We start from the raw sequence: 21005 nt of genomic DNA on the forward strand, positions 1-21005 counted from the left end.
GATTCAAAAGGATTTATATTAGGGTCACTCGTCACAGGTGGCAATGTTCATGACAGTCGTATGTTGGATTCAATCGTATCAAAGGTGACAGAGAAAGTCGGAAAACCAAATGCAGTCGCAGTAGACGGTGGATATAAAACCCCTTACATCGCTAAGTTTTTAATGGATCAAGAGATAAGACCCGTTATGCCCTATACTCGTCCAAGAACAAAGAATGGCTATTTGAAAAAGAATGAATATGTTTATGATGCACATTTTGATTGTTACATTTGCCCAAACGGGCACACTCTCTCTTATCGGACAACGACTAGAGAGGGATATAAACAATATGCGTCTGAGTCAGTCATATGTGGTTCTTGCCAATTCCTTGAGAATTGTACACACAGTCAAAATCACACTAAACAGATTTATCGTCATATTTGGCAGGACTACTTAGATGAAGCAGACCATCTCAGACACACCGAAATGAATAAGAACATCTACGCAAAACGTAAAGAAACGATTGAACGCGTTTTTGCGGATGCAAAAGAAAAGCATGGTATGCGTTGGACGAAACTTCGTGGACTGAAAAAAGTTTCAATGCAGGCGATACTTACTTTCGTTGCCATGAATCTCAAGAAAGCTAGCAAACTGGACATGGAAAGGACCATGTCCAGCGTAAGACAACTGATAAATTTTATCAAAATAAGTGAAAACCCCACTTTTACTTGAAGTAAAGGTGGGGTTTGTCTACGGTCTGAAACAGCTTTCATAAAGAAAGCTGTTTTTTTGTGCTTTTCGTAAAATCCTGATGAAAGAAATCGACTTACATGAAAGTATGCCTCTTCCACGAATAAAGCGTCGAACGTTTTTTGGAAACGACAACTTCTTTTGACAAAATTTCCTTTTTACCTTCGCTATAATGACAAGCAATGAATATCAGGTGGGGGATGAGAAGATGGAAAAACTAGAAAGAAGAACGGATTTAACAGGAGCGGGGTTTGAAAGAATCAGTGCAGGTTTGAAAAAGATAAAAAACCTGTTTCTTCATCATACGCATTCTCTTTTTTTCTATAGAGGGTTTATTTATGTTGTTCTCGGTTTTTTATTAGGACGAGCCTTTATTTTATCTGAAATTATGCCGTTTGCTTTGCCTTTCTTTGGTTCCATGCTACTCATTAAAAAGGATAAAGTGATGCTGGCTTGTCTTGCTTTACTCGCTGGGGCAATGACCATATCACCTCAAAATGCATTATTTGTGTTTGCTTCATTGATCGTATTTCTTAGCATGTCAAAAGTCATTTCTTTCATCATCAAAGATCCAGTGAAAACCTTGCCGGTTGTGATTGTTCTTTCCATGCTGATCACACGAGGGTCATTTGTTTATTTTGAGCAAGGTGCTGTTCAAAGCTACGATTACGTCATGGCGGGCGTTGAAGCAGGACTTGCGTTCATATTGACATTGATTTTTCTGCAAAGTTTACCGATTTTTACAGTCAGGAAAATCAAACACTCCTTAAAGGTTGAAGAAATCATTTGTTTTATGATTTTAATTGCGTCCGTTTTAACAGGCTTAGCGGGTATCACCTTTCAAGGGATGCAAGCAGAGCATATTTTGTCGCGTTACGTAGTGCTTACCTTTGCCTTTATTGGAGGCGCCAGTATTGGTTGTACGGTTGGTGTCGTGACAGGATTAATTCTCGGACTTGCTAACATAGGGAATCTTTATCAGATGAGTCTTCTTGCCTTTTCAGGCTTATTAGGCGGATTGCTAAAAGAGGGGAAGAAAGCAGGAGCAGCCATCGGATTAATTGTAGGTTCCTTACTTATTTCACTGTACGGTGAAGGATCAGCAGGTCTCATGACTACGCTATATGAATCACTCATTGCCGTTGCACTGTTTTTGCTCACGCCTCAATCAGTTACCTCTAAGGTGGCAAAATATATCCCTGGAACGGTAGAGCATGTACAGGAGCAACAGCAATATGCTCGGAAAGTACGAGATGTGACAGCAAAAAAAGTAGACCAATTCTCTAATGTATTTCATGCGCTGTCTGAGAGTTTTGCGACATTTTACGAATCCATTCCTGAAGAGAAGAAGCAGGAAGAAGATGTAGATATTTTTTTAAGTACAATCACAGAACGATCCTGTCAAACGTGCTATAAGAAAAATAAATGCTGGGTGCAGAACTTTGATACAACCTATGAACTGATGAAGCAAGTTATGCATGAATCTGATAAAAAAACGTATGAGAATAACCGGAAATTGAAAAAGAAATTTAGCCAGCATTGCTCAAAATCAAAACATGTCGAGGAATTGATTGAAGAGGAGATTGCTTATTACAAAGCAAATCAGACCCTTAAGAAAAAGGTCCAAGACAGCAGGCGTCTTGTGGCGGAACAGCTGATGGGCGTCTCGCAAGTGATGGAGGATTTTTCCCGGGAAATAAAACGGGAACGAGAACAGCATTTTATTCAGGAAGAACAGATGATAGAAGCGCTTCAGCACTTCGGGATTGAAATTCAGCAAGTAGAAATCTATAGCTTGGAGCAGGGGAATGTCGATATTGAAATGAGAATCCCATATTGCCAAGGTCATGGGGAATGTGAAAAAATTATTGCTCCAATGCTCTCAGATATTTTAGAAGAACAGATTTTAGTAAAAGCAGAGCAGTGCGCAGAGCATCCAACAGGCTATTGTCATGTTGTTTTTGGCTCGGCAAAATCGTATCGAGTGGCTACAGGCGTAGCGCATGCAGCGAAAGGCGGAGGGTTAGTATCTGGAGATAGCTACAGCATGATGGAGCTAGGTGCAGGTAAATATGCCGCAGCTATTAGTGATGGGATGGGAAATGGCGCAAGGGCTCATTTTGAAAGCAATGAAACGATCAAACTGTTAGAAAAAATATTGGCGTCTGGTATTGATGAAAAAGTGGCGATCAAGACCATTAATAGTATTTTATCTTTAAGGACGACGGATGAAATCTACTCAACATTAGATTTATCAATTATTGATTTACAGCATGCGAGCTGTAAGTTTCTAAAGATCGGTTCAACCCCTAGCTTTATTAAACGGGGTGATCAGGTGATGAAGGTACAAGCCAGCAACTTGCCGATTGGGATTATTGATGAGTTTGAAGTGGAGGTCGTGAGTGAACAGATGAAGGCAGGAGATCTGCTCATTATGATGAGCGACGGCATTTTTGAAGGACCAAAGCATATTGAAAATCATGATTTGTGGGTCAAACGAAAAATGAAAAGCTTTAAAACAGAAGATCCGCAAGAGATTGCTGATTTATTAATGGAAGAGGTCATTCGAACAAGAGCAGGTCAAATTGATGACGATATGACGGTTGTAGTCATTAGGCTCGACCACAACACACCAAAATGGGCATCCATTCCCACAGGTACATTCTATCTTGAGAAACAAGAGATTTCTTAAAATATCGTATAATATGAATTTCTTCTGGCGATGATGGGAATACAAGCATTCAGTTACAATCCCAGGAGGAATGAAGATGCGAAAAGGTCACGTAAACCAAATCTTATTGATTACAGATGGCTGCTCAAATCATGGGGAAGACCCACTTGCGATTGCCGCATTGGCAAAGGAACAAGGGATCACAGTCAATGTCATTGGCATTATGGAAGAAAACAGACACGATCATGAAGCGATGAAAGAAGTAGAGGGGATTGCTCTCGCTGGCGGAGGCATCCATCAGGTTGTCTACGTCCAGCAATTATCTCAAACGGTACAAATGGTCACAAAAAAGGCGATGACACAAACATTACAGGGTGTTGTGAATAAAGAATTACAGCAAATTCTCGGTAAAGATGCTGAAATTGAAGAACTTCCGCCAGATAAGCGTGGAGAAGTAATGGAGGTTGTTGATGAGTTAGGGGAGACTGTTCATCTTCAAGTGCTAGTGCTTGTTGATACAAGTGCAAGTATGAAGCCAAAATTGCCGACCGTCAAAGAAGCACTCATCGATCTCTCTATTAGTTTAAATTCAAGAATTGGTGAAAATCGGTTTGGGATGTGTGTATTTCCCGGGAAAAACTCAGATGCAGAAATTGTGTTGAACTGGACGCCTCGGTTCGATTCGTTATCATCTATTTTTCCAAAGCTGACAACCGGGGGAATTACTCCGACTGGACCAGCACTCCGAGAAGCACTTCAGCATTTCAAATCAGTTCGATCACGTAAAGGGCTACTTGAAGCAAAGGAAGAGCATAATGATGAATTCGGCTTCTAACATCCCATTAGGCACGATGATTAAAGGGAAATGGCATCACCATCATTACCGCATTGTAAAAGAGCTGGGAAAAGGGGCGAACGGTGTTGTCTATCTGGCCGAATCGCCAAATGGGCAAGTGGCCCTTAAAGTGAGTGATGACAGTATGCTCATTGCATCTGAAGTCAATGTATTAAAATCCTTTTCAAAGGCTCCTGTGAAAACCATGGGGCCTTCTTTTTATGATATGGATGATGCCATTTATGCTGGTATGTTACAAAAGCGCTCGTTTTATGTGATGGAGTATGTGAGAGGCCCGTTACTGCTAGAGTTTGTTAAACAAAAAGGTGATGAGTGGATCGTTGTCTTAATGATTCAGCTTTTGTCTAACCTGGCTCATTTACACAAGGAAGGCTGGATATTTGGTGACTTGAAGCCGGATAATCTCATCGTTTCAGGTCCTCCAGCCACTATTCGATGTATTGATGTTGGAGGAACGACAAAGGCAGGAAGGGCAATCAAGGAGTATACTGAGTTCTTTGATCGAGGCTACTGGGGATTTGGTACAAGAAAGGCAGAACCGTCTTATGATCTATTTGCCTTAAGTATGGTGATGGTGAACTGTGCCTATAAAAAAGAATTTAAAAAAGGGGCAGAACCAGAAAAGCAGCTTTATCGAGCCATTGAAGGACATCCTTTATTAAAGAGATATGAGAGGGTGTTAAAGGCTGCTTTTCAAGGTAAGTATCGATCAGCAGCAGATATGAAAAGTGCCATACTGAAAGAAGGACAACTGCTTATCTCAAGAAAGACGCGTCAAAAAAAGCAGGCACACAAAAACAGGCAAAAGCCTGCTGTTAGTCAAAATCAACAGGTGGTTTCACGATCACAAGTTGCTGGAGCGAAAAGAAAGTCAGTACGTAAAAAATCAGGAGGGCTTTTTGAATCGATTCTCATCGTGTGCAGCGTACTCGCTCTTTACTGTGCGTATGTGGTTTTATTCCTATTGTAGAGCTGTAAAAAAGCAGGCTTCTTCTTTGCTTGGAGCTACTGAAAGTGATAGGATATGTATATCTTTAAATTACCTGCTCTTTGTGAGGAGGCAGTTGTGAATAGAATTGACTCTTTTTTGAAAAAACATGATGTTTTCCTTGAAAATACGACCGTCATTGTCGGGGTTTCCGGTGGACCAGATTCCATGCTCTTACTGCATGAACTAAACAAACGTCGAAAAGGTTCCTTCCAGCTGATTGCAGCCCATATTGATCACATGTTCAGGGGGGAAGAATCCTTTACTGATTTGGCATTTGTTGAGGCTTACTGCAAGGAGCAAGAGATCCCTTTTGAATCGGCCCGTATACAGGTGACCCAATATGCAAAAGAAAACCGCTTAAACAAACAGGCAGCTGCAAGAGACTGCCGATATGCGTTCTTTCTTCAATTGATGGAGCGGTACAACGCTCAATTTATAGCGCTTGCACATCATGGGGACGACCAAGTAGAAACAATGATGATGAGGCTGACCAGAGGGACTGTTGGAATAGGACTTGCAGGTATTCAAGCAAAGCGCTCCTTTCAAGAAGGGTGGCTGATTCGTCCGCTGATTGGTTATTCTAAGGACGACGTGCTAAAAGCTTGTAAAAAAGAACATGTTCCCTATGTCATTGATCAAAGCAATCACACAGATGACTACTTGAGAAACCGGATAAGAAGACACATTCTTCCCGTGTTAAAAGAAGAGGCGCCACATGTGCACGAAAGCTTTCAGTTTGTAAGCGACATGCTGACTGAGGATGAGCAATACTTGCAGGCATTAACAAAGGAACAAATGAACCAAGTCATTACTAGTCAAACAACTAAACAGGTCGAGATCAAAACGAAGACTTTGCTTGACCTGCCTTTGCCTTTACAAAGAAGAGGCATTCAACTAATATTAAACTATCTTTATGAAAAAACTCAATCAGCGTTTTCAAACCAGCATATTCTAGGGACTTTGGACTGGTTATCTCATACGGATCAACCGTCTGGATCATTAGATTTGCCAAAAGGTTTACAAGCTGTCAAGTCTTATGATCATTGTAAGTTTACCTTTGAACGATCGCTTGTCATAGATCAGTCTTATGCTCATCACTTAAAGGTTGAGTTAGGAGAGGAGCTTTTTCTTCCGAATGGACGATCTATTGTGGTATCAAATTATATTCCGAAGGATGCACGGAACGGAAACCATTTTTTCTTGCTTCAAAAAGATCATGTTCGCCTCCCTTTGATCATTCGCTCACGAAAAAATGGTGACCGAATCAAACTTAAAGGGATGAATGGGTCAAAAAAGGTGAAGGATATATTTATTGATAAAAAAGTGCCTCTTGCAGAAAGAGACAGTTGGCCGATCGTCACTGACTCGGATCATCAAATCATCTGGATCCCAGGTTTGAAAAAATCCGTTTTTGAAGAAAATGATATGACAAACAGCGATCTCATTGTATTACAATATAGACAGCACGAAAATTTGTAGGGGGCAAGCAAAAGCATGAAACAAGATATTGAAAAGATTTTGATCTCAGAAGAAGAGATCCAGCAAAAAGTGAAGGAACTGGGAGCAACATTAACCAGCGATTATGATGGTAAATTTCCCCTGGCTATTGGTGTGTTGAAAGGGGCTCTTCCATTCATGGCAGACCTGATTAAACACATTGATACATATTTAGAGCTTGATTTTATGGATGTATCTAGCTACGGAAAGTCTACCGAATCTTCTGGAGAAGTGAAGATCATTAAGGATTTAGATACTTCTGTTGAAGGAAGAGATATTCTAATTATGGAAGATATCATCGACAGTGGGTTAACTTTGAGCTATCTGGTAGAGCTTTTCCGATACCGTAAAGCAAACTCCATTAAAATTGTGACATTGCTTGATAAACCAAGCGGTCGTAAAGCAGACATCAAAGCAGACTATGTTGGGTTTGAAGTGCCAGATGCATTTGTAGTCGGCTATGGATTGGATTTCGCTGAACGTTACCGAAACCTCCCGTATATTGGAGTGTTAAAACCTTCTGTTTACGAAGGCTAATCAGCATACGTCTACATGAGGTTATTGGTTGTGTTGGAATGATTTTCTATGATACTATTGAACATAGTTGTGCTTACTGTGGGAGGAGGTAAGGAATGAATCGGGTTTTTCGTAATACGATTTTTTATATACTTATTTTATTACTTGTGATAGGGGTTGTTAGTTGGTTAGGATCCCCTAATCAAAAGCCTGAGAACATGTCTTACAGCAAATTTTCGCAAAATCTAAGTGCGGGAAAAGTGGAGAGCATCTCCATTCAGCCTGTGAGAGGGGTTTATGAAATTCGTGGTCAATTATATGGCGCGAAGAAAGATGAATACTTCATTACCCATGTTCCAGATGGTCAAGGTGTTGACCAAATTTACAGTGCACTGAAGAATACAGATGTAAAAGTAGAACCAGCACCTGAAACAAATGGATGGTTGCAAGTTCTGACAACCATCATTCCGTTTATCATCATCTTTATTTTATTCTTCTTCTTATTGAACCAAGCTCAGGGCGGTGGAAGCCGAGTCATGAACTTTGGTAAAAGTAAGGCTAAGCTTTACACAGAAGAGAAGAAGCGTGTGAAATTCAAAGATGTTGCCGGTGCGGATGAAGAAAAGCAAGAGCTTGTAGAAGTTGTTGAATTCCTGAAGGATCCGCGTAAATTTGCGGAGCTTGGCGCAAGAATACCTAAAGGGGTTTTACTAGTAGGACCCCCAGGTACAGGTAAAACATTGCTTGCGAGAGCATCTGCAGGTGAAGCAGGCGTTCCTTTCTTCAGCATCAGTGGTTCTGACTTTGTCGAGATGTTCGTCGGTGTCGGTGCATCACGTGTACGTGATTTGTTCGAAAATGCGAAAAAGAATGCACCTTGCTTAATCTTTATTGATGAGATTGATGCGGTGGGTCGTCAGCGTGGAGCAGGTCTTGGCGGCGGTCATGATGAACGTGAACAAACGCTTAACCAGCTTCTTGTTGAAATGGATGGTTTTAGTGCCAACGAAGGTATTATTATCATTGCTGCAACCAACCGTGCAGATATCCTAGATCCTGCATTGCTGCGTCCGGGACGTTTTGATCGTCAAATTACGGTTGACCGCCCAGATGTCATTGGCCGTGAAGAAGTACTGAAGGTTCATGCGAAAAACAAACCGCTTGATGATACAGTAAACTTGAAAGCCATTGCTAGCAGAACACCTGGGTTCTCTGGAGCTGATCTTGAGAACTTACTAAACGAAGCAGCACTTGTGGCTGCCCGTCAAAACAAAAAGAAAATCGATATGCGTGATATTGACGAAGCGACTGACCGTGTCATCGCTGGGCCGGCGAAGAAAAGCCGTGTCATTTCGAAGAAAGAACGTAATATCGTGGCGTACCATGAAGCAGGTCATACCGTCATTGGACTTGTCCTTGACGAAGCGGACATGGTGCATAAAGTAACGATTGTTCCTCGTGGTCAGGCGGGCGGATATGCGGTCATGCTTCCAAGAGAAGACCGTTATTTCCAAACGAAGCCAGAGCTTCTTGATAAAATTGTCGGCTTGCTCGGCGGTCGTGTTGCGGAGGAAATTACGTTTGGTGAAGTCAGTACAGGCGCTCACAACGACTTCCAGCGTGCAACAGGCATTGCAAGAAGAATGGTCACAGAGTTCGGTATGTCTGATAAACTTGGTCCGCTTCAATTCGGTCAATCACAAGGAGGTCAAGTATTCCTTGGCCGTGATTTCAACAACGAGCAGAATTATAGTGAAGCGATCGCTTACGAAATTGACCAAGAAGTTCAGCGTTTCATCAAGGAGAGCTACGAACGTGCGAAACAAATTCTCACTGAGAATAAAGATAAGCTAGAAATCATCGCACAAGCCCTTCTAGAAGTTGAAACATTAGATGCTGAGCAAATCAAATCTCTTTACGAAACTGGAAAGCTTCCAGAGCGTATATACGCAGATGAAGAAGAGAAAAACGATGATGTGAAAGTGAACATCAAGAAAAAAGAAGAAGATGAGGAGATCTAATCTCCTTCTGTGAAAGCTGCCGGGATGACCGGCAGCTTTTTTTATTTCGATTCCTGAATGGATCGGTTTCGAATTGTTTACAAATGGAACTCAATTCGTGTATGGTATGATAGAAAGTCGAAAAATGCTCTTTTTGAGAAACTATTCAAAGTGGTGATGAAGTTGTTACTCGTGATAGATGTAGGAAACACAAATACCGTTTTAGGTGTTTATCATAATGGCGATCTAAACTACCATTGGCGAATTGAAACAAGCCGTCATAAAACAGAAGATGAATTTGGTATGTCAATCCGGTCTTTATTTGACTATGTAGGGCTGATGTTTGACCAAATAGAAGGTATTATTATCTCTTCTGTTGTCCCGCCGATGATGTTTGCACTCGAAAGAATGTGCGAGAAGTACTTTCACATTACACCCCAAATTGTAGGACCTGGAATGAAGACAGGACTAAACATTATGTGCGACAATCCAAAGGAAGTTGGCGCCGATCGAATTGTCAATGCGGTGGCTGCTATTCACCTATATGGATCACCTCTCATTGTGGTAGACTTTGGAACAGCGACAACCTACTGTTATATTAATGAACAAAAACAATACATGGGTGGAGCGATTGCACCGGGTATTACCATCTCAACTGAGGCTTTATATTCAAGAGCCGCTAAGCTGCCGAGAATTGAAATCGTCCGCCCAGATCACATCGTTGGAAAAAACACCATTAGTGCGATGCAATCGGGTATACTTTATGGATATGTTGGTCAAGTCGAGGGAATAGTGAAACGGATGAAGCAGCAAGCCGAGCAAACACCGAAAGTCATTGCAACAGGCGGTTTGTCTACATTAATTGGAAACGAATCAAACTCTATTGATATTGTCGATCCGTTCTTAACATTAAAAGGACTTCAATTAATTTATGAACGTAATCATGTCGGTGTACCATAGGAGGTTTAATTGAAATGGATTACTTAGTTAAAGCGTTAGCATATGACGGTAAAGTCCGTGCATATGCTGCAAACACAACGGATACAATCAACGAAGCACAAAGTAGACACCATACGTGGCCAACTGCGTCAGCAGCTATTGGCAGAACCATGACGGCCACAGTGATGATGGGGGCTATGCTGAAAGGCGAAAATAAGTTAACTGTCAAAATTGAAGGTGGTGGACCAATCGGAGCCATCATTGCTGATGGAAACGCAAAAGGTCATGTGCGCGGATATGTCTCAAACCCACAAGTTCACTTTGACTTAAATGAACATGGTAAGCTAGATGTAAGACGTGCAGTTGGAACAACAGGAACCTTAAGTGTTGTAAAAGATATAGGGCTGAAAGACCACTTTACAGGACAAACAGAAATCGTTTCAGGTGAAATTGGGGATGACTTCACTTATTATCTCGTCTCTTCTGAGCAAGTGCCTTCCTCTGTAGGTGTAGGCGTTCTTGTGAATTCAGACAACTCTATCCTCGCAGCAGGCGGTTTCATCATTCAATTGCTGCCAGGAACAGAAGATGCTGTGATTGAAAGACTAGAAAAGCGGCTATCAACCATTGAACCCATCTCCAAACTTATTGAAAAAGGGATGACACCTGAAGAAATTTTAGAAGAAGTGCTCGGAGAAAAACCTCAAATTTTAGAAACTGTACCTGTCGAATTCTCTTGTAACTGCTCAAAAAAACGTTTTGCTAATGGCATTATCAGCCTAGGAAAAGCCGAAATTGACGATATGATTGAACAAGACAGACAAGCAGAAGCTCAATGCCATTTTTGTAATGAAACCTATGTATTTACAAAAGAAGAGCTAGAAGAGCTATGTGAAGAAATAACCCGCTAAGCTCTAAGCAGCGGGTTTTCTTTTTATAATGGAAAGGAGACGAAAAATGAGATTAAAAGCAAGAGTGGTTTGGACATTTATCCTTGTGTTGCTCATGATCAATGCCGTTGTCATTGCATATGTATTAACAAAGTCACAAATGTCACAGGCTTCTTCAAACGGGAAGAGCGGTGAAGAAATTGCGTCCATTGGAAAAAAGAGAATTGTGCGTGAAGAATGGTTAAAGAAAATGGAAGACCGCTACGGAAAGGCAACACTTGAACAAATGATCAATCAACAGGTGGTCAATCAGCTTGCAAAAGAGAACAAGCTAGAGGTGTCTTCAAAAGAGATCAATCGAGAATTGCTGATGCTTAAAGCGGTTTCTAATAATTTCTACGAAGATAGACATACAAGTGAAAAGGAATGGAAAGAGCAGATTCGTTATCAAATTTTATTAGAACAGCTCTTAACGAGAGATGCCGTTGTTTCGGAAAAAGAAGCGAAATCCTTCTATGAAAAAAACAAGGAATTATATCAATATGATGACTCATATCGTATTCGCCATACTGTCGTGAAGACAAAGGGCGAGGCAGAAAGTGTATTGAAAGATTTAAAAGGCGGATCCAGCTTTGAAGCTGTGGCGGCTGAACGTTCCATTGACCGATATACATCTCCCTATGGCGGAGATCTTGGGTTTGTGACAGAAGAGCAAGAGAGCATTCCAGCCCTATACATACAAGAAGCCCAAAAGCTGCAACCAGATAAATGGACAAAAGAGCCGATTGAGACCAAAAACGGGTATGCCATCATACAATTAAAAGAAACATTAAAAGGCCGCTCTTTCTCTTATGAAGAAGTCAAAGATCAGATCAAAAGGCAGATCGCTATGGAAGATCTAGGTGAAAAGGCGAATGTCAAAACCCTGTGGAAAGAAGCAAAAGTCACATGGTTTTACGATGGCGAGCAGGACTAAAAGCATTGACAAAATTTTTTGAAATTGATAATTTAATATTAATACAATAAAATTACTCGGAGATAGAGGTGTTAGTGATGGCTCGTATTGCAAATTCAGTTTTTGAATTAATAGGAAATACACCAGTCGTTAAATTAAACCGTTTAGTGGAAGAAGACAGTGCGGATGTCTACTTGAAACTTGAATATATGAACCCAGGCAGCAGTGTAAAAGATCGTATTGCGTTAGCGATGATCGAAGACGCTGAAGCGAAAGGTAAGCTAAAAGCTGGCGACACGCTCATCGAACCAACAAGCGGAAACACAGGGATTGGTCTTGCGATGGTAGCAGCAGCAAAAGGAATCAACGCCATTTTGGTTATGCCGGATACAATGAGTCAGGAGCGCCGTAACCTTTTACGTGCATACGGTGCAGAGCTTGTATTAACGCCGGGTGCAGAAGGAATGAAAGGTGCTATTAAAAAAGCAGAAGAACTGGCAGAAGAACATGGTTATTTCATGCCACAGCAGTTTAGCAACGAAGCCAATGCTGAGATTCACCGCCGTACAACTGGGAAAGAAATTCTTGAACAGTTTGATGGTGATTTGAATGCATTTATTGCAGGTGTTGGTACGGGCGGTACAATTACAGGTGTTGGTGAAGTCCTAAAAGAAGCCATCCCGTCCATTCAGCTCTATGCGGTAGAACCAACAGATTCCCCTGTACTATCAGGAGGAAAGCCAGGTCCGCATAAAATCCAAGGAATTGGAGCTGGTTTCATCCCTTCCATCTTGAACACGGAAGTATATGACGGCATTATCCAAGTGAAAAACGAAGATGCCTTTGAGCTTGCAAGAAAGGCAGCGAAAGAGGAAGGAATCCTTGGCGGTATTTCCTCAGGAGCAGCTATTTACGCAGCGCTTCAAACAGCGAAAAAGCTTGGTAAAGGGAAGAGAGTTCTGGCGATCATCCCAAGTAATGGGGAGCGTTACCTCAGTACACCTCTTTATCAATTTGATTAAACGATAAACCCCAGCATTTGCTGGGGTTTTTTTAGATTTTTGAAGATGGAAAGAAAAACTATTTTCTAAATAAATTGGATTGCATTACAATAAGATTAATGAAAATGAAAAAGGATGATAACATGACACAACGCAGGCCGATGGGCATCAAAATTCCTTTTACGAAAGATGCATTCTTGAAACGATACGAGCAATTATCTGTGCGTGAAACACACCATGTTCTTCTTGAAAGTGCACGCGGCGGAGAATACAGCATTGCTGGAATTCACCCGATTGCTAAAGCCAAAGGAAAAGATGGGATGACCACCATCCATTATCATGATGAGGTGCTGTTCAAAGAAGGCGATCCATTCAGAGCCTTTGCTGACTGGTTTCAAACTCTTCAAACCGAAACGAACGAGGATTACCCGGACTTTCAAGGCGGAGCGATTGGTTTTTTAAGCTATGATTATGCAAGATATATAGAGTATTTTAAAATGCTGTCAATCGACGATCTCAAAACACCTGATCTGTATTTCCTCGTGTTTAATGATGTTGCGGTCTTTGATCATGAAGAAGACGTGTTATGGCTGATCACTCATACAGAGGGAGAGGAACCTGTGAGTGAAGTTAATCAAAGGCTGGAAGAATTGAAAAATAGCTGGACAAGTACTTCAGAAGAATCAGGACACTCACCTATCAACGTGTCTTCTTCGGAATTTCTGCCAGTAGCACCTTTTACTGAAGAAACCTTTGGAGAAGCAGTAGAAACAATTAAGCAATATATCGCAAACGGTGATGTGTTCCAAGTGAACCTATCCATTAGACAAGATGAACAGCTTCATACTCATCCGTATCATTTATACAAAACATTACGTCACGTGAACCCGTCTCCTTATATGTCTTATCTGCACACGCCAGACTTCCAAATTGTGTGTGGATCCCCGGAGCTGCTCATCAAGAAAAAAGGTACTCAACTAGAAACGAGACCGATTGCTGGCACAAGATCAAGAGGTAAGGACGACGCTGACGATCAAGCATTGGCGAAGGAACTCATCGAAAATGAAAAAGAACGAGCAGAGCATGTCATGCTCGTTGATCTTGAGCGGAATGACCTTGGACGAGTGTCTACTTACGGCTCAGTACAGGTGAACGAGTTTATGGCCATTGAGAAATATTCACACGTGATGCACATTGTATCTAATGTACAAGGGGAGCTGCGTGATGAATATGATGCGGTAGATGTCATGAGGGCTGTATTCCCGGGCGGAACGATCACAGGTGCGCCAAAAGTGAGAACGATGGAAATTATAGAAGAACTTGAGCCAACAAGACGAGGGCTTTATACTGGATCTATAGGCTGGTTTGGATTCAATCAAGATATGCACTTCAATATCGTCATTCGTACGGCGTATTGTACAGAAGGCAAAGCCTTTATGCAGTCAGGTGCCGGCATTGTCATTGATTCTGTACCGAAGCACGAATATAAAGAATCCATTAAAAAAGCCTATGCAGTGAAAAAGGCATTACAGTTGAGCAAAGAAGAGACTATTTTGAGTTAGAGGTGAGCAGAGTATGATATTAATGATTGATAATTATGATTCATTTACGTACAACCTGGTTCAGTATTTAGGTGAACTTGGTGAAGAATTGATTGTGAAACGCAATGATCAAGTAACAATTCAAGAAATCGAACAGCTCAAGCCAGACTTTCTAATGATTTCTCCAGGGCCATGCAGTCCTGATGAAGCGGGAATTAGTATGGAGGCCATCAAGTATTTTGCTGGTAAAATTCCGATCTTTGGTGTGTGTTTAGGACATCAATCCATCGCACAAGTATTCGGTGGAGATGTGCTTCGAGCAGAGCGGTTAATGCATGGTAAAACGTCAGAGATTGAACACGACGGCAAAGGCGTCTTCGCTGGACTCCAAAATCCGCTTGTTGCAACCAGATATCATTCATTAATTGTCAAAAACGAGACACTGCCGGAGTGCTTTGTCGCAACAGCTAGTACAAAGGAAGGGGAGCTCATGGCTATTCGCCATAAAGAACTGCCAATTGAAAGTGTTCAGTTCCACCCTGAATCGATTATGACTTCCTTCGGAAAAGAAATGCTCAAGAATTTCATCGAAACCTATCGTAAAAAGGGGCATGAAGTAAACGCATGATTATTTATCTGAACGGTCAGTATATAGAGGAGAAAGATGCGACTCTTTCTCCTTTTGATCATGGTTTTCTATATGGCATCGGTGTATTCGAGACATTTACCAGCCTGGCAGGACAAGTCTTCCTGTTAGATTGGCATCTTGAAAGGCTCAATCAATCATTGCGTGACCTTTGCATCGAATCCACAATAGAGAAACCATTTGTACTCGACATCATTCATACCTTACTGAACCAAAACAATATAGCAAATGGCCATGCGAGGATACGTTTCAATGTCTCGGCAGGCAAAGGCAAAGGATTTTCTGCAGACCCGTATGAGGAACCAGTTATTTTTGTCATGATATCACCATTCCGTCCTAAGTCTCTATTAAATGAAAAACAAGGAGTCATTCTTAAAACAAGAAGAAATACACCAGAAGGGCCAAGGCGGCTCAAGTCTCATCATTATATGAACAACCTGCTGGCAAAAAGAGAAATAGGGAACGACCCATCGGTAGAAGGCATCTTTTTAACAAAAGAACATGTTGTGGCAGAAGGAATTACCTCTAATGTATTTTGGCGTAAAGAAGATGTGATCTATACACCGGCACTTGATACAGGCATTTTAAATGGGATAACCCGTCGATATTGTATTGAAACGCTTCCCGCTTTGGGGGTCTCGCTGATGGAAGGACGATACCCAGTCTCGCATATGCTCTCAGGTGATGAGGTATGGATGACGAATTCTGTTCAAGGAATTGTGCCTTTCAGAAGTATAGGAGAGATCGTCTTGCTAAAAAACAACCGAACAATCTCAACAAAGTTGAGAACACAATATACAAAAGAACGTCTAGAACATAAAGAGTAGGTGGGCATAATGACGCAACAAGTGATAAAGCAGCCTAAAATCATACAAGCCAAGCATCATACCCTTAGCTATGAAGAAAAGACATTGGTCATGGGCATTTTGAATGTCACACCTGACTCTTTTTCAGATGGAGGGAAATTTAATCAAATGGATAAAGCGTTGGCTCATGCCACCCAGCTGATGGAAGACGGTGCGCATATCATTGATATTGGCGGAGAATCAACTCGTCCGGGAGCGGCACTTGTGTCAGAGCAAGAGGAACTTTCCAGAGTGATTCCTATGATTGAAAAGATCACCAAGGAATTGGATGTGCCTATTTCTATTGATACGTATAAAGCCCATGTCGCAGATGAGGCGTTGAAAGCTGGAGCCTCTATCATTAATGACGTATGGGGTGCGAAAGCCGATCCTCAAATGGCTCATGTCGCAGCAAGGCACAATGTTCCCATCATCTTAATGCACAATCGCCCAGAGCGAAACTACACTCATCTGATTTCAGATATGATTGCAGATTTGAAAGAAAGTGTTCAAATCGCCAAACAAGCGGGTGTACGTGATGACATGATGATAATAGATCCAGGTGTAGGGTTTGCGAAGAATAAAACAGATAACCTGATAGTCATGAATGAGCTTGAACATTTTTGCCACCTCGGCTACCCGCTGCTTCTTGCGACATCTCGAAAGCGATTCATCGGAGCTGTCTTAGACCTGCCGCCTGAAGAACGTGCTGAAGGAACAGGTGCGACGGTATGCTTGGGGATTCAAAAGGGTAGTGCAATGGTCCGCGTGCATGATGTGAAGGAAATTGCAAGAATGGCAAAAATGATGGATGCCATGCTGAATAAGGGAGGCGCTTATCATCGATAAAGTGTATGTAAACGGAATGGAATTTTACGGGTATCACGGTGTATTTGCAGAAGAGAATAAATTAGGACAGCGATTCCGTGTGGATTTAACAGCTTCACTTGATTTAAGTAAAGCAGGACAAACAGACGACCTAAACGAGACCATCAATTACGCAGAGCTCTACAAAATTTGCAAAGTCATTGTAGAAGGAGAGCCGGTTAACCTCGTTGAAACGTTAACAGAACGAATTGCAAACCAAGTGTTAAAGGACTTTGCGACAGTTCAGGAATGTACAGTGAAGGTGGTTAAGCCAGATCCGCCAATTCCAGGACACTATCAGTCCGTTGCAATTGAAATAACGAGATCGCGCACATGAACAATACAGCATATATCGCTTTAGGCTCAAACATAGGAAAAAAGGAAACTTATTTAAAAGAAGCAGTCAAAAAACTGCACGAACACCCAGATGTTCAAGTCGAATTGATCTCATCTATATATGAAACAACACCCGTAGGCTACGAGAACCAAGATGACTTTTTGAACATGGCCGTGAAGATTTCTACCTCGCTTCGTCCAGAGGAACTGTTAGCACTTACTCAGGAAATTGAACAAGAGTTAGGCAGAACAAGAGAAGTGAGGTGGGGTCCGCGAACGGCTGACCTTGACATTTTACTTTATAATCGTGAAAATATTGAAACAGAACAACTTGTGATACCACACCCTAGAATGTACGAACGTTTATTCGTTCTTGTTCCGATGAGTGAGATTTGCCTAGAAATCGGCAAAGTACAAATAAACGCCGTAACTGACCAAGAATGTGTAAGTATATGGAAAAAGACATGTAGGGTAGAAGAATTCGTGCATACCTAAAGCGAAAAGGGTATACTCAGGAAGGTTCGCCAAAAGACTGGCCATCTCTGTTTTAGGTGAAATTGAGCGAGGCAATCGATTACCAACAATCCAAATGGTTGGTCAAATAGCAGATGCTTTAAATATAACGGTGGAAGTACTTTCCCCACTAATCGAGGAAGAAAGGAGGGACAAAGATGTTTAAAATCGGAGATATCGATATTAAAAACAAAGTAGTGCTCGCACCAATGGCCGGTGTGTGTAACTCTGCCTTCAGACTGACAGTTAAAGAGTTTGGAGCGGGCTTAGTCTGTGCTGAAATGGTAAGTGACAAAGCAATCCTGATCAATAATGCCAGAACCATGGGAATGCTATACATTGATGAACGTGAAAAACCTTTGAGCCTTCAGATATTTGGAGGAGAAAAAGACACACTCGTAGAAGCGGCAAAGTTTGTAGATCAACATACAACGGCGGACATTATTGATATCAACATGGGCTGTCCCGTACCGAAGATTACGAAATGTGATGCTGGAGCTAAATGGCTGCTTGATCCAAACAAGATTTTTGAAATGGTCTCGGCTGTCGTAGAAGCGGTAAATAAACCTGTTACTGTCAAAATGAGAATGGGCTGGGACGAGGACCATATCTTCGCCACCGAAAATGCCTGTGCTGTGGAACGAGCAGGTGGACAAGCGGTTGCGCTTCACGGACGGACCCGCTTGCAAATGTACGAAGGAACAGCAAATTGGGATATCATTAAAGAGGTAAAGCAATCCGTTTCCATTCCTGTCATCGGGAATGGCGATGTCAAAACCCCTCAAGATGCAAAACGTATGCTTGATGAAACCGGTGTGGATGCTGTGATGATCGGAAGAGCCGCACTAGGAAACCCGTGGATGATTTATCGTACGGTTCATTATTTAGAAACGGGAGAACTGAAAGAAGAACCAAACGTGCGTGAAAAAATGGCTGTATGCACACTTCACTTAGACAGACTCATTGACCTGAAAGGTGAACATGTGGCTGTAAGGGAAATGAGGAAGCATGCGGCATGGTATTTAAAAGGCGTCCGAGGGAACGCAGACGTAAGAAATCAAATTAATCAAAGTGAAACGAGAGCTGAGCTTGTACAGATTCTTGATGACTTTACGAACGAAGCCGAGGCAAAAGAGCTTCAAAGTATAAAAGTAGGATAAGACTATCTTTCTTTTTGTAGCTCACTGCTAGTGCATATACTGGCAGTTTTTCTGCTTTTATTGCAAAATACATTATTGGAGTGATAATAAATGAGTAATGAAGGGCTTAATAACGAAGAACTAAATGACCAATTCCAAGTCAGACGTGACAAAATGAATAAAATGAGAGAAGAGGGTATCGATCCATTTGGTGAACGATATGACCGTTCTCATCAATCTGCACAAATTATTGCTGAATATGACGAATTTTCAAAAGAAGACTTAGAAGAAAAAGCGGCCCAAGTGACAATCGCTGGACGTATGATGACAAAGCGTGGAAAAGGGAAAGCTGGCTTTGCTCACATTCAAGATTTAGAAGGACAAATTCAAATCTATGTTCGCAAAGATAGTGTAGGAGAAGAAGCCTACGAATTATTCAAAAGCTCAGACCTAGGCGACATCATTGGTGTGACAGGAACAGTATTTAAAACGAATGTGGGGGAACTTTCAATTAAAGCGACTGGCTTTGAGGTTCTCACAAAAGCACTTCGTCCACTTCCTGATAAATACCACGGGCTAAAAGATGTAGAACAACGCTATCGTCAGCGCTACCTTGACTTGATTGTCAATCCAGAAAGTAAGCAGACGTTCATCATACGAAGCAAAATCATTCAATCAATAAGAAGATACTTAGATTCTAAAGGATACCTAGAAGTTGAAACACCAACAATGCATAGCATCCCTGGTGGTGCATCAGCTCGTCCTTTCATTACTCATCACAATGCACTTGATATGCCGCTTTATATGCGTATTGCAATTGAACTGCACTTAAAACGTCTCATTGTCGGTGGTCTAGAGAAAGTATACGAAATTGGCCGCGTATTCCGTAACGAAGGTGTATCGACTCGTCATAACCCGGAATTCACAATGATCGAGCTATACGAAGCATATGCAGATTACAAAGACATCATGAATTTAACAGAAAGTCTGATTGCTCATATTGCCGAAGAGGTACTAGGAACAACAACTATTCAATATGGAGAAGATGAGATTGACCTCAAGCCTGAATGGAAGAGACTCCATATGGTTGAAGCGGTCAAAGAAGCAACTGGCGTAGACTTCTGGCAGGAGATGTCTGTAGAAGAAGCGAAACAGCATGCAGCTGATCACGGAATTGAAATTACGAAAAACATGACAGTGGGTCATATCATTAATGAGTTCTTCGAGCAAAAAGTAGAAGAAACATTGGTTCAACCTACATTTATTTACGGACACCCAGTGGAGATTTCTCCATTAGCTAAGAAAAATCCTGAAGACCCTCGCTTCACAGATCGCTTTGAGCTATTTATCGTACGCCGTGAGCACGCTAATGCATTCACAGAGCTAAACGATCCAATCGATCAAAGAGAACGATTCGAAGCTCAATTAAAAGAACGTGAAGAAGGAAATGACGAAGCGCATCTAATGGATGACGATTTTGTAGAGGCATTAGAATATGGAATGCCGCCAACAGGCGGACTGGGAATCGGTATCGACCGATTAATCATGCTGTTAACAAATTCCCCATCAATCAGAGATGTACTGCTTTTCCCACAAATGAGAAACCGCTAATACATCAATCAAAGCGCCATTTTAACTGTGGCGCTTTTTATTTTTCATAAAATGAAACTTTTTTAAAAAAACTATTGCAAGGTAAGAATCAAGATGGTATATTATTATTCGTTGCCACAAAACAGCAACGAGGTTAAAAAAAGAAATCGAAAAAGTTCTTGACTTTAACCGATACGAAATGTTAAGATATTAAAGTCGCTTACGATCGATAACGAAAATGATCTTTGAAAACTAAACAAGACAAAACGTACCTGTTAATTCGAGTTATTATAAAAAATCCTATGATACTTCATAGGTAGTCAGTCAAACTGACGAAAAACAGAACTTCGGTTTTGTTCTTTTTCGGAGAGTTTGATCCTGGCTCAGGACGAACGCTGGCGGCGTGCCTAATACATGCAAGTCGAGCGGACAGAAGGGAGCTTGCTCCCGGATGTAAGCGGCGGACGGGTGAGTAACACGTGG

At 41.5% G+C, this 21005-nt stretch carries 17 protein-coding genes, 1 rRNA gene and 3 pseudogenes; all 21 read left to right on the plus strand.

The features are described 5' to 3' along the window. A pseudogene (locus WAX46_RS12900) lies at positions 1-661 on the plus strand (transposase); the annotation flags it as partial. Between the two features lie 276 nt (positions 662-937). Continuing rightward, the gene (gene spoIIE / locus WAX46_RS12905) at positions 938-3421 is read left to right on the plus strand and encodes a stage II sporulation protein E (RefSeq protein WP_336494152.1); all 2484 of its coding nucleotides are present in this window, start codon (positions 938-940) and stop codon (positions 3419-3421) included. Between the two features lie 76 nt (positions 3422-3497). After that, positions 3498-4235, plus strand: a complete 738-nt coding sequence (locus WAX46_RS12910) for a vWA domain-containing protein (RefSeq protein WP_226568114.1) — start codon at positions 3498-3500, stop codon at positions 4233-4235. Beyond that, the gene (locus WAX46_RS12915; protein WP_226568132.1) at positions 4219-5226 is read left to right on the plus strand and encodes a protein kinase domain-containing protein; all 1008 of its coding nucleotides are present in this window, start codon (positions 4219-4221) and stop codon (positions 5224-5226) included. The genes WAX46_RS12910 and WAX46_RS12915 overlap by 17 nt, the downstream gene beginning before the upstream one ends. Before the next feature lie 96 nt (positions 5227-5322). Then, positions 5323-6745, plus strand: a pseudogene (tilS, locus tag WAX46_RS12920) (tRNA lysidine(34) synthetase TilS). After that, positions 6742-7281 (plus strand): hypoxanthine phosphoribosyltransferase, encoded by a 540-nt coding sequence (gene hpt / locus WAX46_RS12925; protein ID WP_226568116.1) that lies wholly within the window; start codon positions 6742-6744, stop codon positions 7279-7281. Before tilS ends, hpt begins: the two are co-directional and overlap by 4 nt. Before the next feature lie 95 nt (positions 7282-7376). After that, on the plus strand, positions 7377-9281 hold the full coding sequence (gene ftsH, locus WAX46_RS12930) for an ATP-dependent zinc metalloprotease FtsH (protein WP_336494154.1): 1905 nt from the start codon (positions 7377-7379) through the stop codon (positions 9279-9281). 162 nt (positions 9282-9443) lie between these two features. Beyond that, positions 9444-10220: a type III pantothenate kinase gene (locus WAX46_RS12935; protein ID WP_226568118.1), complete on the plus strand. Its 777-nt coding sequence runs from the start codon at positions 9444-9446 to the stop codon at positions 10218-10220. 14 nt (positions 10221-10234) lie between these two features. Beyond that, positions 10235-11110 carry an Hsp33 family molecular chaperone HslO gene (hslO, locus tag WAX46_RS12940; protein ID WP_336494155.1) on the plus strand — a complete coding sequence of 292 codons (876 nt, stop codon included), beginning with the start codon at positions 10235-10237 and terminating at the stop codon, positions 11108-11110. Positions 11111-11156: 46 nt separating this feature from the next. Continuing rightward, positions 11157-12065 carry a peptidyl-prolyl cis-trans isomerase gene (locus WAX46_RS12945; protein ID WP_336494156.1) on the plus strand — a complete coding sequence of 303 codons (909 nt, stop codon included), beginning with the start codon at positions 11157-11159 and terminating at the stop codon, positions 12063-12065. A 77-nt stretch (positions 12066-12142) separates the two neighbouring features. Then, positions 12143-13066, plus strand: coding sequence for a cysteine synthase A (cysK, locus tag WAX46_RS12950; protein ID WP_336494157.1), 924 nt, complete (start codon positions 12143-12145; stop codon positions 13064-13066). Positions 13067-13188: 122 nt separating this feature from the next. Beyond that, the gene (locus WAX46_RS12955; RefSeq protein ID WP_226568122.1) at positions 13189-14607 is read left to right on the plus strand and encodes an anthranilate synthase component I family protein; all 1419 of its coding nucleotides are present in this window, start codon (positions 13189-13191) and stop codon (positions 14605-14607) included. A 13-nt stretch (positions 14608-14620) separates the two neighbouring features. Next, positions 14621-15214, plus strand: coding sequence for an aminodeoxychorismate/anthranilate synthase component II (gene pabA, locus WAX46_RS12960; RefSeq protein ID WP_226568123.1), 594 nt, complete (start codon positions 14621-14623; stop codon positions 15212-15214). Further along, the gene (gene pabC / locus WAX46_RS12965; RefSeq protein ID WP_226568124.1) at positions 15211-16059 is read left to right on the plus strand and encodes an aminodeoxychorismate lyase; all 849 of its coding nucleotides are present in this window, start codon (positions 15211-15213) and stop codon (positions 16057-16059) included. The genes pabA and pabC overlap by 4 nt, the downstream gene beginning before the upstream one ends. Positions 16060-16068: 9 nt before the next feature. Beyond that, a complete protein-coding gene (folP, locus tag WAX46_RS12970) occupies positions 16069-16926 on the plus strand; it encodes a dihydropteroate synthase (RefSeq protein ID WP_336494158.1) in 858 nt (285 codons plus the stop codon). After that, positions 16919-17281 (plus strand): dihydroneopterin aldolase, encoded by a 363-nt coding sequence (gene folB / locus WAX46_RS12975; RefSeq protein ID WP_226568133.1) that lies wholly within the window; start codon positions 16919-16921, stop codon positions 17279-17281. The genes folP and folB overlap by 8 nt, the downstream gene beginning before the upstream one ends. Continuing rightward, the gene (gene folK, locus WAX46_RS12980; protein ID WP_226568126.1) at positions 17278-17775 is read left to right on the plus strand and encodes a 2-amino-4-hydroxy-6-hydroxymethyldihydropteridine diphosphokinase; all 498 of its coding nucleotides are present in this window, start codon (positions 17278-17280) and stop codon (positions 17773-17775) included. The genes folB and folK overlap by 4 nt, the downstream gene beginning before the upstream one ends. Further along, positions 17760-17959, plus strand: a pseudogene (locus tag WAX46_RS12985) (helix-turn-helix domain-containing protein). Before folK ends, WAX46_RS12985 begins: the two are co-directional and overlap by 16 nt. After that, on the plus strand, positions 17952-18953 hold the full coding sequence (gene dusB, locus WAX46_RS12990) for a tRNA dihydrouridine synthase DusB (RefSeq protein WP_226568127.1): 1002 nt from the start codon (positions 17952-17954) through the stop codon (positions 18951-18953). Before WAX46_RS12985 ends, dusB begins: the two are co-directional and overlap by 8 nt. Positions 18954-19043: 90 nt before the next feature. Next, positions 19044-20543, plus strand: a complete 1500-nt coding sequence (gene lysS, locus WAX46_RS12995) for a lysine--tRNA ligase (RefSeq protein ID WP_226568128.1) — start codon at positions 19044-19046, stop codon at positions 20541-20543. Between the two features lie 339 nt (positions 20544-20882). Beyond that, positions 20883-21005 (plus strand): 16S ribosomal RNA (locus WAX46_RS13000); the annotation flags it as partial.

The organism is Bacillus sp. FJAT-53060 (assembly GCF_037104745.1).
GTDB lineage: Bacteria > Bacillota > Bacilli > Bacillales > Bacillaceae > Bacillus > Bacillus stratosphericus_B.